The 14,854-nt window shown below is 71.1% G+C and carries 9 protein-coding genes; 7 read left to right on the top strand and 2 right to left on the bottom strand.

Features of this window, described 5'->3' with window-relative positions:
• Positions 1-360: 360 nt before the first annotated feature.
• Both AB0C36_RS13805 and AB0C36_RS13800 read right to left on the bottom strand, forming a co-directional pair.
• Positions 361-2,751, bottom strand: a complete 2,391-nt coding sequence (locus AB0C36_RS13805; RefSeq protein WP_358353344.1) for a hypothetical protein — start codon at positions 2,749-2,751, stop codon at positions 361-363.
• A gap of 424 nt (positions 2,752-3,175) precedes the next feature.
• The gene (locus AB0C36_RS13800; RefSeq protein WP_358353342.1) at positions 3,176-4,474 is read right to left on the bottom strand and encodes a hypothetical protein; all 1,299 of its coding nucleotides are present in this window, start codon (positions 4,472-4,474) and stop codon (positions 3,176-3,178) included.
• Positions 4,475-5,178: 704 nt separating this feature from the next.
• Between AB0C36_RS13800 and AB0C36_RS13795 the strand changes: the two genes are divergently transcribed.
• The 7 genes from AB0C36_RS13795 (at position 5,179) to AB0C36_RS13765 (ending at position 14,826) form a co-directional block, all read left to right on the top strand.
• Positions 5,179-5,994: a hypothetical protein gene (locus tag AB0C36_RS13795; RefSeq protein WP_358353340.1), complete on the top strand. Its 816-nt coding sequence runs from the start codon at positions 5,179-5,181 to the stop codon at positions 5,992-5,994.
• A gap of 545 nt (positions 5,995-6,539) precedes the next feature.
• The gene (locus AB0C36_RS13790; protein WP_358353339.1) at positions 6,540-8,108 is read left to right on the top strand and encodes a hypothetical protein; all 1,569 of its coding nucleotides are present in this window, start codon (positions 6,540-6,542) and stop codon (positions 8,106-8,108) included.
• Between the two features lie 308 nt (positions 8,109-8,416).
• Entirely contained in the window at positions 8,417-9,697 is a 1,281-nt protein-coding gene (locus AB0C36_RS13785; RefSeq protein WP_358353337.1) for a WxL protein peptidoglycan domain-containing protein, read from the top strand.
• An 80-nt stretch (positions 9,698-9,777) separates the two neighbouring features.
• Positions 9,778-11,145: a hypothetical protein gene (locus tag AB0C36_RS13780; RefSeq protein WP_358353336.1), complete on the top strand. Its 1,368-nt coding sequence runs from the start codon at positions 9,778-9,780 to the stop codon at positions 11,143-11,145.
• Complete coding sequence (locus AB0C36_RS13775) at positions 11,142-11,963, top strand: WxL domain-containing protein (protein WP_358353334.1); 822 nt, start codon at positions 11,142-11,144, stop codon at positions 11,961-11,963. Before AB0C36_RS13780 ends, AB0C36_RS13775 begins: the two co-directional genes overlap by 4 nt.
• An 81-nt stretch (positions 11,964-12,044) precedes the next feature.
• Entirely contained in the window at positions 12,045-12,959 is a 915-nt protein-coding gene (locus AB0C36_RS13770) for a hypothetical protein (RefSeq protein ID WP_358353332.1), read from the top strand.
• Between the two features lie 103 nt (positions 12,960-13,062).
• Entirely contained in the window at positions 13,063-14,826 is a 1,764-nt protein-coding gene (locus AB0C36_RS13765; protein WP_358353330.1) for a hypothetical protein, read from the top strand.
• Positions 14,827-14,854: the final 28 nt, after the last annotated feature.

Below are 14,854 nucleotides of genomic sequence, written 5' to 3'. Positions count from 1 at the left end.
GGGCTCCCGACCCCTGTTCGGGAGCCGACCGGCCGCACGACTGGAACGTGTTACAGAAGTGGGGCGGGGACATTCAGCCGTGAAAGACCGCCGAAGTCAATACCGCAATTACTTCCGGTAACACCGGACTTCGCCCGTCCGCAACGCGCTGACCTGCGGTGACACGTGTCGATCCAGACGGCCGCCGACGGCCGTCGGAGCCGGGCGCGGGGTCCGGAAAACCACGGAGGGTGCCGCCGGCATCCCGCACAGGATGTCGGCGGCACCCTCCGAGGTGCCTCCGGTCGGGCCGTCGTACCGGCGTTGCGCCGGCGCCGAGATCAGCGCCCGATCAGCGCCCGTTCCGCGTCAGGTCCCCCGTCAGATCAGCGTGAGCGTCAGGGTCGCCGTGTACGTCCCCGCGAGCGGGAACCCGGGCACGTGGAGCGCGAGCCCCGCGTCCGCCGAGAACTCCCCGCCGCTCGGCAGGCCCGGCGTCGTCTGCGCCGGCATGCCGCACAGCCGCGAGCCGTCGACCGCACCCGGCACGCCGGTGAGCACCGGGCTCGGCGAATCCGGGTTCACCACCGCGCAGTTGGGCGTCCAGTACAGCGCCGCGCCGGGCAGGGTGCCCGTCGTGCCCTGCGTGTCCGAGACGAAGTCGCCTATGCGTCCCGTCAGTTCCCAGCCCAGGGTGCCACCTCGGAAGTCCTGCACGACGACCTGGTTCAGGGCGCCGTTCATGGTCTGCGGTCGTCCGTCGATGGTCACCGGGGAGAGCTCGACGAGCTTGTCCGACGCCCCCGTCCGCTTGAACCCCAGGTGTCCGGGCAGGACTTCGCCGTCCGTGTTGCCGCCGCCCTCGACGGTGAACTTGGCCGCGGCGGCCTTGTTCTGGTCCACGCCCTCGGCGGCGGCGATCTGGTCCGTCTGCGCCTTGGTGACGGTCAGCTGCCCCACGAAGGTGCCGTCCGGCCCAGAATCGAGGAAGGCCAGGTCGAACGTGGGCTGAAGGTCCTTGTCCACGCCCGCGATCGAGATCGCCGTGTTCGGCGTGTAGCCGGTGCCGCGTACCGTCACCACGGTGCCCAGCGGCCCGTGATCGGGCGTCAGCTCCACCTTGCGCAGGTTGGGTGCGGGCGGCTCCACGGTCAGCGGTGCGGTGGCCGTACCGGCCCCGGGGCCCGATCCGATGGTCACCTTGACCAGGCGAGCCCCCTGCGGTGCGGTGGGCGCCAACGTGGCGTTGCCGCCGAGTGCCCCGTCGGGACCCACGCTCAGGGTGTTGGCGCTGAATGCCGTCCCGTCGCACGCGCCGCCGTCCGCCGCGCACAGCTGCACGGCGACCGTTCCGGCGCCCACGGCGGGCCAGTTGACGCCCGACAGCGCGACCGTCTCACCGGCCTTGACCGGACTCGAGGCGGCCGCGAGCGTCGGTGCCGGCGGGACCGGGAGGCCGACCTGCGCCGTCGAGGAGACGCCCGGCGTACCCGAGACCGTGCACGGGGTCGTCTGGGCGATGAGCTTGAGCGCGTAATCGCCCGGACTCACGTCGATCGCGCCGTTCGCGGTGACCGTGAACGTGCCGGTCATGTCGGAGACCTGGACGACCGCGGGCGGCGCACCCGCGCTCGGGTTCTTCTTCGGGCCGTTGACCGTGACGTTGCCGGTCTGGGCACCGGACAGCTTGACGACGCCGGACGGCGTGACGGTGTCCTTCAGCAGGATCACGCCCGGCATCTGCGGATTGCGCGGGTAGTCCTTCCAGCGCCACGTCACGTTCACCACGTCGCCGACGCTGTAATACGGCTTCTCCGGCGTCAGTTCGAGTACCACGCGCGGCTTCCACGGGAAGACGCTGCCGTTCGTCGCCTGCTTGCAGCTGACGTCGTACGCGACCGGCTCCGCCCACGCGGGCGCGTTGTTGCGCACCTTGAGCGGCACCGCCACGGCGGTCGTGCCGGACGAGACGCGGACCTTGTAGTCGCCCTCGCTCGTGGTCGGCGGCACGGACGCGCGGCCCGCGAGGTTGCCGCCGGCGTCGACGCCGACACCGGCCGAAGTGATCCGCGAGGCGGCGCACGCGGTGCCGTCCGCGGCGCACAGCTCCACCGTCGGAGCGGCCCCGCCCGCCGGCCAGTTCGCGCCGACGAGTTGGAACGGCGCGCTGCCGGGCCGCACTTCGGTACGCGTGACACCGAGCGTCGCGGGCTGCACCGAGCCGTCCACCTGGAGAGTGGTGGACACCCCCGGTGTGCCGGTGGCGTTGCACGGGGTCTCCCACGTGCCCAGCATGCTGGCGACGTTCTTGTAGCTGCCGGGCGACAGGTGGAGCGCGCCGGGCTTCGCGATGGTCAGCGTTCCGGTCATGTCCGACAGCCACAGCGGCCGGCCGCTCGGCGTCGAGGCGTTCTTCTTCGGCCCGGACACGGCGACCGTGCCGCCCTGCGCGCCGGAGACGTTGACGGTGCCGAACGGCTGCACCGAGTCGGCGTTGACGGTGACGCCCGACGGGTTGTCGGCAGCGGCCTTCCAGGACCAGGTGACGGTGACCTGGTCGCCGACCGCGTACGCCGGCTTGCTCGGGCTGACCGAGAGGTCGACCTGGGCGGCGAAGTCGAACGGGCCGCCGCCGACGCTGGGCGGTGTGCAGTGAACGTTGTAGGTCACGGTCTCGGCGTGTGCCGCCGGGGAACCCACCGTGACCACAACCCCGACGGCCGCGACGGCGGTGCCGACCACCGCCGCGAGGCCCTTCGCGGGTTTGCGCATAGAGAGCTGTCCCTCCTCGGGATCGTGCCCGTCCCGCCCCGGGGTGAGCGGTCCGTATGCCCGGTCTCCGGGGCGCGGAGGTGCACGCGTACGCCTCGGAGTGCCGTGCGGTGGACGGCGGATGGCCCGGCCGGCGCGGGGCGGGCCGAGCAGGGGTGGATCCGTCGACGCGGGTCGGCCGGCGCCCCACACGCCGGTCTCCCGATCCCAGACTGGAACGTGTTCCAGTTGGGGCCCTGCTATTCAGCGCCGAGATCGCCGGGAAGTCAAGACCGGTACGGGCAGCGGCGGGCGTTCCGTTTCCGCAGGTCGGCGCGGACGGCAGCGGCCCGGGACGCCCGGGCGGAGCACTCCGGGCAGGCCGGGGCGCGGGACCCGTCACGGGCCGTCCGGGCCCCGACCGCGCCGGACGATCGGGCCTCGCTCAGATCAGACTGAGCGTCAACTCCGCGGTGTAGGGCGTTCCTTCGGTCGTGGGGCCGGTCACGCCGAGGGTGAGTGCGGCGTCGACCTGGAACTCCCCGCCGGTCACCTCGCCCATGCTCGGGTTCTGACGGCACAGCAGTTCGGGGCTCGCGCCGGCGGAACCGGGCAGCCCGTTGGACACCGCACTCGACGCGGCCCCGGTCGCCAGGCAGTTGGGGGTCCACGCGAACCCGGACGAGGGGATCCGCGAGCCGTCGGGGGCCAGGAAGTCGCCGATCTGCCCGGTGAGCGTCCAGCCCAGCGTGCTGCCGCGCTGGTCCACGACCTGCAGCGGGTTCAACTGCCCGGTGACCTGGCGGGGCCCGGTGCCGGGCGGCAAATCGCCCATGACCACCGCCTGTTGATCGGCCGTCATGAACAGCGGTCCGGCAGGCGGCGGACCTCCCGCGGCGGGCGGGAGGTCGCCCGGAGCCGGGGCGCCTGCGGGGGCGCCCGTTGCGGTGCCGTTGTCCGCGCCGGGGGAGGGGCTTCCGGTCGCGCTGGCCGTCGGGGCCCCCGAGGCGCCCGGAGTGCCGGTGGCTCCCGGCGTCCCCGTGGGCCCGCCGGGTGCGCCCGGGGTGCCGGTCGCCCCCGGCACGCCGGGAGTTCCGGTGGCCCCGGGCGTCGTCCCGGGCTGACCCGTGGCGGGCGGCGTGGTGCCGGGACCGCCCGGGTTGCCCGGCCCGGTCGGCTGCGGGCCGGGCGTCGACGTCGTACCTGACTGGATGCTCAGCGAGATCGGGGTCGCACCGGTGGGCGTACACGGGGACGGAGGGCCCCACAGCCAGGAGTCGATCGCGTACGCGCCGGGCGCCAGGTCGATGCGGCCTTCCGCGGCGACGGTGAACTTTCCGGTCATGGCCTCGACGGGCAGGGGCTGCCCGCCTCCCGTCGTGGGGTTCTTCGTGGGGCCGGAGACCTTGACCTCACCGGACTGCGCGCCGGACAGCTTCACCACACCGCTCGGCTGGGCGGTGTTCTCGGCGATCAGGACCCAACTGGAGGGGTTGCGCGGCGGCGTGCGCCACGACCAGGTGACGGTCACCTCGTCGCCCACGGCGTACGCCGTCTTCAAGGGCGCGACGGTGAGCTCGATTTTCGGGTTCCAAAGGAACTTGGATCCGTTCGCGAACGTCGGATCGCATTCGACGGCGTTGGTGACGGCGGCAGCCTGCGCCGGCGGGGTGCCGGTGCCGAATCCCGCTGCGGCGGCGACGACTCCGAGGGCCAGGAGAAGTCCGGTGCGCCGTGAAGCCATGGTGCGGTCGCTCCCTATCTGCGTTCCTTGCGGTTCCAGGTGGGCTTACTGACCCGGAGTCGAACAGCAATTCATCCGGTTCCCTGATGGTGTGTCAAGGGTCCGTGTCCGCACGCTTCGTCGCTTTTGGCGGCAGTGGCCACAACAAACCAACCAGGTAGGTGACACGTGGCTCGAAGTTGCGTGTTCCGCCGCACTCTCAAGAGTCCGCCGTGTGCCCTACTCGCCCGTAGTGGTGACACGTGTCGATCCGCGCCACCTCGGCTTTCGCCCGTCAAGCGGCATGTCGACACAGCGATTTCCCGGATTCCGAATGATGCCGAACTGTTTTCCGACGCCACCGTTTTTTCTGTCGATGACTGTTGTTCGCTCATGGGACTTGTCGTACCGTCACCCCATGATCTGACATGACATCAATGACTGGCACAGTCTTGATGTCTCTCGGGGTGCGGTGCGGACGGGGACTTCGATCTTCTGATTCCCAGGTCAGCGTGCCCAGGGCCTGTGCGCTGGTACGGGCCGTCGAGTCCGTCCGAACCATGCGACACGGTGCGGGCGGGGGGACGATCGCAACTCCGGTCCCTCGGAGGCGCGAACGGTCCGTGCAGGACGAGAAGGCCGGAGCGGTCGGGCTGCGCACGCAACGCAGACCGCGCCGGCCGTCGGAAGACGACAGGCAAGTCCCCGAAGGGAGAACCACCCCTATGGTCAAGCTGACGGGTCGAGCGGCAGGCAGCATTGCGGCTGCCGCACTCGCCACCGGTGCGACGCTGATGTTCGCGCCCACCGCGCATGCGGGTACGACCACCGGCCAAGCCAACTGCCCAGTGCCTGCGAACATCCAGCAGATCATGGGCGGCAAGACGAACCTGGCCGGCCCGCAGGCTTACACAGTCAACGGTCCCGCGACAGGCGCGGCCGGCGCGGACGTCGAACTCGACGTCGACCTGGGGCCGAGCCCCGCAGAGGTACCGCTCGACGTGCCCGGCGCCAAGTTGACACCGACGGTGGAGCTCAAGACCGCAGGTGCGTCGACGGCGCCGATCAGCGTCAAGGCCGCGCAGATAACGATGGACCTGAAGAAGGGTGGCATCGACCTGCCGGCCTTCAAGCTGAAGATCAAGATCCCCGCAAGCGCGACCGCGGGCAAGCTCGACCTGACACCGACCAAGCTGACCCTCGACGTCGACGCCATGGGCTTCAAGCTGCCGATGGTCTGCACGGCGACCGGCACTGGCGTCGTGCACAGCATCACCGTCACCGCGGCGAGCACCACGGGCGGTACGTCGTCGGCGAGTTCGTCGTCCAGTTCGTCGAGCTCGACGGGGACCAGCTCGACCGGCACCACCGGCACCACCGGCACGACCTCGGGCAGCAGCACCGGCAGCCTGCCCAAGACCGGTCCGCTGGACGACGCCCTGTCGATGGGTCTCGTCGGCGGCACCGTCGGCCTCCTGGGCATCGGCGCGGTGCTGATCGCGACCCGCAAGGTCCGTGCGTCGCGCAACACCCCCGCCTGACAAAGCGCTTCGGCGGCGCGGTGCGAACCGCGCCGCCGACGGCGGTAACGGCGCAAATGCGGTTTCGACCGCCGCCCGCGAACAACAGGTCATCGGCCCGTCGAGCACGGCCGAGTGATCCCACAAGGAAATGTGCGTGCCGTCGCGCCCGAACTCCCGGGCCGGCGGCACCGTTTCCGCCTGTGCGAACCCGTTTTTCAAGATCGGACTTGTCGGGCCTTGTTGGTGTATTACGCAACTGTTAACGCGAGGCAGCCAAAGCCTTGACATCTGAGGCGCGTAAAGGCATCAATGGCACGCCTGGTTTTTGAAACAGGTTCCACCCGCACGTCGGTCCCGCGCACCTCTACCAGAGCCTTGGGGGCGCAAGGGCCGCGAGACGGCCGCCTCGGCCGTGTGCGACGGAAATTCGAGGCGACCGTCCCAGGACGGCACCGGAGCGCCTGAGTTCATGGTAGTGCGCTCTCGGCTCAACTCCGGTGTGGTGTTCGACTGCCCCGCCCCCCGGCGGCGGCAGCAGCCCCTGGAAGGGAGTAGCACCTCACATGTTCAAGTCCCGTAAGAAGGTCGCCGCGGGCCTGGGTGCCGCGGTGATCGCGGGTACCGCGGGCCTGGTGGCCGTGGCTCCGGCCGCGTCCGCCGGCACCGTCACGGTCAACGCCGTGTGTCAGGTCCCGGTTCTCGGCGAGAAGGTCGGGCCGCAGACGGTCACCGTCGACCTGACCCCGGTGACCGGGCCGGCCGGCATCACGGTCACGGCCAACGTGGACCTCGGTCCGCCGCCGATCACCAGCCCGTTCGCGTTCGCCAACGCGAAGGCCCAGAGCACCCTCCACCTGACCATGTCGGGCGCCGCCACCGGCGTCGTCAACCTGGCGGGCCCCGAGGTGACCCTCGACCTCCCGGCGAACGTCCCGATCGACCCGGCGCCGTTCACCACGACGTTCACCATTCCGGCGAGCGCGGGCGTGGGTGCCATCAACTTCGAGCCCACGGGTTCGACGAATGTCACCGACATCCCGGGCGTCGGCAAGCAGACCGCCCCGTGTGTCTACACGGGCGGCGGGACCGTCGCGACGTTCACCACCAAGGCTCCTCCCGGCCCCGTGACGGCGGTCGTCGCGCCCACCACCATCAAGCAGGGTGAGAGCGGCACCGTCACCGGCACCGGCTGGGAAGGCGCGCTCGACCCCGCCAACGGTGTGCAGCTGTGCGCGGGCGCGACCTGCCAGCCGTACCCGGTGAACAACATCGCGATCGCCGGCGGCAACCTGACCGGTGGCTTCACCGTCGTCGAGCAGGTGCCCCCGGGCTCCTACACCCTGAAGCTCACCAGCGACTCGGGGCAGAGCACGAACACCAACGCGTTCACGGTGACCGGCATCCCGCCGGTGACCCTCGGCGCGAGCCCGAACAACGGTGAGGTCGGCACGACCACCGCCGTCAGCGGCACGAACTGGCCGGCCGGCAGCGTCACGGTCCAGGGCCTGAAGTCGGACAACACCCCGACCTCGGACGCCCCGGTCACCGTGACGGTGGGCGCCGACGGCGTGCTCGCCGCGTCGTACACGGTCAACGACCCGGCCACCGCGAAGATCGGTGCGACGGGCGGCGGCAAGAGCGGCTCCACCCCGTTCACGGTCAAGCAGGGGCAGCAGCTCACGCAGCCGATCGAGGGTGAGGTCATCGGTGGTGGGCTGAAGTTCGAGCAGGCCGCCAGTGGCATCACGCTGACGCCGATCACCCTGAACGGCAAGCCGCAGACCATGAACGGCGCGCTGAACCAGGTCAAGGTGCAGGACTTCCGCGGCACCACGCTGGGCTGGTCCCTGACCGGCCAGATCACCGACTTCACCTCTCCCGCGGTGAGCGGCGTGATCGCGGCCGACCGGTTCACCTGGACCCCGGCGTGCGCCGTCACCAACCCGGACTCGCCGAGCCAGGTGCAGACCGGATCGGCGGGCACCGTGGGCGCGCTCTGCACCCAGACCGCGAACGCTCCCGGCCAGGTCTCCGGCGGTGAGTTCACGGCGGACGCCGCGACGAAGCTCGCGGTCCCGGCGTGGCAGCTCTCCGGCACCTACACCGCCACCCTCACGCTCACCCTCATCTGATCTGAGCGTGGACTAGGACTCCCGGCCGGAGCCTCGGCCCGGCCGGGACCCTGAACGGCTTTGCCGTACCGGTGCCGGACAGCGGGAGCCACCCGCAGTCCGACACCGGTACGACGGGCCGCTGCGGATCGGCGCAGAGCGGAGGGTGGGACGGGCAATCCGGCCCGTTCCACCCACGCCGCTCGGCTCCGGATCCGCACCGCAGGACCCGCACCACCGGCACCACCCAGGCCACGGCCCAGGTCTCCGCTCCCGGGCCGCACCCGCCGCCGATCCGCCAGCCCCGTTGAAGCCGCAGGAGACAAGACATGACGGACACGTCGACACAGCGCAGGGACAGAGCCGCCCGTCCGCGCCGCACCGGCCCGCGTACCCGGGCCTTCTCCCTGCTCGCCGTGCTGTTCACCGTCCTCGCCGGCCTCCTGGTCGGGCCCGTGCCCGCCGCGCACGCGGCGAGCAACGGCGACTGGTCCGTCGACCCCCTCGTGCCGCCCGGCACCGACCAGAACAACCGGCGCTACTTCTTCCTGGAGGCCGCGGCCGGCGACACGGTGACCGACACGGTCGTCGTGGCCAACACCAGCAGCCGCAAGCTGACCTTCAAGATCTTCGGCGCGGACGCCTTCAACACGCCGCGCGACGGCGCGTTCTCGGTCCGCCGCCTCGGCGACCCGATGAAGGGCGTCGGCCTCTGGCTCAAGGTCGCCAACGGCCAGGACACCATCGAGGTCGAGCCCGGTACGCGCGTCGCGATCCCGTTCCAGATCGCGATACCCGCCAACGCCACGTCCGGCGACCACGTCGGCGGCATCATGGCGCTCAACAACGAGAGCATCGGCGAGCAGCAGGAAGGCCAGCTCCGCGTCGACCTGAAGATGCAGGTGGGTGCGCGCATCTACCTCAAGGTCCGCGGTCCGAGCGTGCCCGCCATGGACGTTCGCGACGTGAGCGTCGAACGCGCCACCGGCTTCGGTGAGTTCTTCGGCTCCGACAAGGCCGTCATCCGCTACACCATCGTCAACACGGGCAACGTGATCATCCGCCCGCAGACCGACCTCAAGGTCACCGGACTCTTCGGCCGCACGCTGCTGACCAAGAAGAGCGACCCCGCGAACCAGATCGAGATCTTCCCGGGCGAAAAGGTCGAGCTGGTCCAGACGTGGAAGGACGCACCCCTGCTGGACCGGGTCAACGTCCAGGTCAGTGCGGTCACCGAGCAGGAGAACCAGCAGCTGTCCGACAAGACTTCGACGTCCTACACCGCCGTGCCGTGGCCCGCGCTCCTGGTCCTCGCGCTCCTGCTGATCGGCGGCGGCGTGGCGTGGCAGCTGATGCGCAACCGCAAGAGCGGCGGCGGCAACAGCGGTGACAAGGCCGAGAACCAGGGTCCGAAGGACCCGTCCGGCGGCGAGTCCGCACCGGTCACCGGCGACACCGCCAAGGGTTCGGGCGAGAAGGGCGGCGACACCGCCGAGGGCTCGGGCGAGACGAAGGACCAGCCCAAGGACCAGCCCAAGGAAGAGCCCAAGGAAACCGCACCTGCTTCTGCCGGTGGCGAGGCGGCGGACCCTGCGGGGGTCGGTCGTTGAGCTACCTCGCACTTCGACGCACCCTCGCGGGACCGGCGCATCGCCGGTCCCGCCGAGGGGCGTTCGCGTATGCCCTGCTCGTGTCCGCATTCGTCGCCCTGCTCCTGGCCGCCGCCGCTCCGGGGTACGCGGTCACCCCGCCCAGCCCCACACCCGGCGCGCCCGAAGGCGGTCAGGCGTCGCTCAGCACGACCAAGACCAAGCCCGGCGGCATCGTCAAGGTCACCGGCGTCGCGTGGGCGCCCGGTTCGATGGTCAACATCGCGGTGTGCGGCCAGAACGGCCTGGCCGGCACCAAGACGTGCGCGGTCGCCACGTCGATGAACGTCCCGGTCGCGACGGCGGGCGAGTTCGCCGTGTCCATCCGGGTCGAGACGCCTCCCGTACCGTGCCCGTGCGTCATCCGCGTGGTCACCGTGACCGGCGGACGGTCCCTGGACCGCGCCATTCCGGTGGAGATCGAAGGCGCCCCGTTCGCCGCCATGCAGAACAGCGGCAAATCGCCCGGCCGGCTCACGTTCATCAAGAGCGAGATGACCGGCAAGGACAACGTCTTCACCTGGTTCGGCTCGCCGGTCAGCCGCCGGTTCGAGATCGAGGTCGGCAACATGGGCGAATCGCCCATCACCAACCCGGTGTTCCGGATCGGCACGTTCCAGGGCGTGTACGCGCCCACCTGGGAGGACAAGACCTGGAACGGCACCATCCTGCCGGGCCAGCGGGTCAAGGTCAGCCTCCCCATCGAGCTCAAGCCGCGCCAGCACGGCGAGTTCCGCTACCGGGTCATGTACGACGGCCGGGTGGTCGACGAGATCGGCCTCAAGGTCGGACGCCCCTGGGGCGTCTACCTGTTCGGTGGCCTCCTGCTCATCGTGGTGCCGATGACCGTGTGGCGGCTGGGCACCAGCCTGGTGCGCGCGATCAGGGAGAACCGGGCGGACCGCGACGCCGAGCGCGACCGCGAGGTCGGGGTCCCCGGCCAGTCGATCATCCGGCGCGCCGAGGCGGACGCGGCCGCGGCCGAAACCGCCGCGGAGGCCGTGCCGGAGCGCGCACCGGAACCGGTGCGCGAACCGGTCCTCGTCCCGGGCGGCGGCACTCCGCTGCGCCGCGTCGAGGAGACGATGGTCGTCGGCGCGCCGTTGTTCGCCCGCCCGGCCCCGGCACTGCCCGCCGCGGGCACAGCCGCCGAACTGCCTTCGGGGGCAGCCTCTTCCGCATCGTCGACCGCGTCTCCCGCCGCTTCGGCTGTGTCCGCGGCCGGGCCTGTGGCCGCTCCCGCGAGCGCTCCGCCGGAGTCTCCCGCCGAGGAGACCCGCGTACTGCCGTCGCGGCCCGACACCGACCCGGAGTCCGACGCCGAGGGCGGCACGCCGAACCTGGTGCGCCCCTCGGACGTCGCGCGCGGACTCGCCTGGGGACCGGGAGAGGAGCGCGGGTCGTCATGACGTACCGGCCCGGGCAGGGGACCGCGGCCTTGTTGGGGACGGTCTTCGCCGTCGCCGTGACCACGGCCGTCCTCGCGTCCTTCTTCCTGTTCCCGGGGAGCGGGTGCAACGGGGAGAGCTGCGGCGACGCGTCCGAGCCGACCGTCGTCGCGGTCGGCGAAGTGACGCCGTCGCCCACCGCGCCGTCGACCGGCGACGGCAGCGGCGGCGGAACCGGCCCGGACGGGCAACCGACGGGCGGCACACCGCAGTTGCCTGGCAGTGCGCCGACCACATCGGCCGGTTCGCCGACCGATGGGGACCTGCAGTTCTCCGCGCAGGTCGACATGCCGCCCGCCCTCGAGGCGCAGACCGGCGACCCCGGCGGGGTCAGCGCGATGATCCACGCGGGTCCGCTGCGTGTCCTGACCCCGTCCAGTGCGGGATCGGGCTTCCTCAAGGTCGACCGCACGACGAGCACGGCGAAGGGCCGGCTGGAACCGATGCTCGTCCAGGACTTCCGGGGCTCGCACTCCGGTTGGACGCTCACCGCCACCATGTCGGACTTCTCGGTCCCCGGGGGCCGGACGCTCGACGCGGACAAACTCGCGTGGGAGCCGAAGTGCGGCGCCCATCCGGGCGGCGAGCCGTACCCCAGCACCGCCGTCCCCGGTTCGCCGGTGTCGGCGGGCCGCACCGCCCTCCTGTGCTCGGCCCCCGCGCTGGCGGGGGTCACAGGAGGCCAGTTCGACGTGGGAGCCGACATTCGGCTCCCCGTGCCCGCCGGATCGACGACATCCGGGAGTTACACGGCGACTTTGCTGCTGACTTTGGCCTGACCGGCGCACCGGTCGGGTGACCGAAGCAAGGGGGCAAGTCCCGCCCCGGAGAAGGGAGTACGCAGTCCGATGGCCACGCGGATGAAAAGAGCCGGCCTCGTCGCGGGGGTGAGCGCGGCGTGTGCGGCCGGGGGGATTCTGGCCCTCGGACCGTCGGCGAGCGCTGCCCCGGCGGCGCGCACCGCGATCGTAGTGCTCGACTGCACCTGGCAGACCGCGAGCGGCGGTACGCCCTACGGCTCGGCGTTCAAGCCGAGCCCCGAACTGGTCATGTCCGTCGGCGAGTCCGCCGCGCGGATCGGCACCAAGGCGGATCTGACGGGCAAGGCGAAAGCCGGTCCGCTGCTCACCATTCCGGCCGGGGCCCGGGTCCACAACCTCTCCTACACCGGCGCCTCGCTGACTGCGGACGTCGAGGGCGGCGAGGGGGCCAACGCCTCGGTGACGCTGGCCACTTCCGGTGACAGCGGCACCGTCGGCGCGGACGGCAAGGTGGCCGTGGGCACGCTGGCCGGGCAGTTCGACCTGCCCAAGGCCGGTTCGTACACGGCCGTACTGAAGTCCCTGAAGCTGACCTTCCTGGACAAGGGCGACGGCGACAAGGCGCTGACGCTCGAGTGCGCGGCCTCGAGTACGGCGGGCCGCTGGCCCGGCGTGACGGCGTCCTCCGGCGAGTCGCCGTCCAACGGCGGGACGCTGACGCAGGGCGTCAATGTGGGCATCAGCGGGACACCGACCACGACCACGTCGCCCACCGGGACGCCGACGACCACGGCACCCACGTCGGCGACCCCGACCGCCACCGGTACGACCGCGGCACCGACCACCGCGGCCCCCACCACGACTTCCCCGGGCTCGAGCGGTGGCCTTGCGCCGACCGGTTCGGGCGGCTCGAAGGTGCTCGCCTTCGCGCTCGTGGCCGCTTCGCTGGTGCTCGGCAGCGTCGCGGTGCTCCTGGCCCTTTCGAACCGCCGAAGGAGCCGTCCACTCACCTGACGCTCATTCAGGAATGCGCGAAGCAGCGTCAACCCACTTCGGAGATTGGGACATTCACCTAATGATGAGAGTCAACAAGAGAGCCGCCGCATTCCTCGGGGCGGTGACAATAGCCGGAGGCGCGGGCCTGACGATGTTGGCGCCGGCGGCCAACGCGGCAAAAGTGACGGCCCAGGCCACCTGCCAGGTGCCGGTGCTCGGTGAGAAGAAGGGCCCGCAGGACATCAGCGTGACGCTGACCCCGGTGACCGGCCCCGGCGGCATCGAGGTCACCGCCAACGTCGACCTCGGCCCGCCGCCGATCACCGCCCCGGCGGAGTTCAAGGACTCGAAGGCGCAGAGCACGCTGCACCTGGAGATGTCGGGAGCTGCCACCGGCACCGTCGACCTGGTCGGTCCCGAGGTGACGCTGACCATCCCGGCGAACGTGCCGATCGACCCCGCGCCGTTCACGACGACCTTCACCGTTCCGGCGGGCGCAACGGTCGGCGACACCATCACCTTCAAGCCCAAGGGCTCGACGAACGTCACGGTGCTTCCCGGCCTGGGCAAGCAGACCGCCCCGTGCACCTACGTGGCAGACGCCGTCGCGACGTTCGCCGTGACGGAGCCCGACGTCCTCCCGGGCGACGTCAAGGTGGCCGAGGCGACGGTCAAGGCGGGCGACAACGTCACCGTCTCCGGCGACAACTGGAAGGCCCCGCTCGGCAAGGTGCAGCTCTGCAGCGCGTCGAACGTCTGCAAGGACGTCACCGGCGTCACGCGCACCGAGGCGGACAACAAGATCGCCGGGACGCCGACGATCCCTGCCGACACCGCGGCCGGCAAGTACAAGATCAAGGTCGCGTACGCCGACGGAGTCAGCGCGCTGAGCAATGAGTTCACCGTGCAGGCGCCGAGCATCTCCCTCGACCCGGTCGAGGGCAAGGCCGGCACCAAGGTGAAGGTCACCGGCACGGACTTCCCGGCCGGCAAGGACGTCAAGGTCGAGGGCCTCAAGGCGGATGGCTCGAAGACCGGCGACGCCGCGGTCACCGCCGCCGCCGGCAGCGACGGCAAGTTCTCCGCGGACTTCACCGTCAACGACAAGGACACCAAGACGATCAAGGCGACGGCCGAAGGCGCGGCATCCGAGGCGGCGTTCACCGTCAAGCCGGACGACCCGGTCGGCACCGGGGACGCCACCCTCAAGGGCGGCGTGGCCCGGGTCGAGTACTCGTGCGAGACCACCGGAAGCCCGATCCCGATCCCGAAGCTGGACACGGTTCTGGACGTGACGGTCACCGTGCCGGCCACCGCCAAGGCCGGTGACGACATCGACGTCAAGGCGGCGTTCGCGAACGACGTCGTGGGCAAGATGCCGTCCATCCCCGGCGCGTCGGGGCTGACCATCGAGGTCGAGCCGTCGCTCGCCATGAAGGTCACCGAGGCGGGCGGCAAGGCCGGTTCGGAGCTCACACTCCTCGCGCCGAAGAAGTCGTTCCAGGTCGTCGAGGGCGCCGACATGAAGGGCGGCCCCTTCGAGGCCAAGTACAAGGTGACGGACAAGGGCGAGTGGACCTTCGCGCCCGACACGCTCACCCTCGCCACCACGACCAAGCTGGGCGAGACCGCCCTCACCACGAAGACCGTGTGCAGCGCCAAGAAGGTCACCTGGTCGCCGACCGGGCCGCCGCCGAGCAACAACAACACCGGTGGCAGCGGTTCCACCGGCGGCAACGGTGCCTCCAGCGGCGACCTCGCCAAGACCGGCTCCGGTGGCTCGACCATCAACGCCTTCGCGCTCGTGGCCGGCACCGCCGTCCTCGCGTCGGTGGGTGTGCTGCTGCTCATCACGCGTCGCCGCCGTACCGTCGCCGGAAGCTGACGTACGGGACGGACGGACCGCCGAGATG

The organism is Streptodolium elevatio, assembly GCF_040649515.1.
Classification (GTDB): Bacteria; Actinomycetota; Actinomycetes; order Streptomycetales; family Streptomycetaceae; genus Yinghuangia; species Yinghuangia elevatio.
This window is presented reverse-complemented; position numbering and strand designations above follow the sequence as displayed.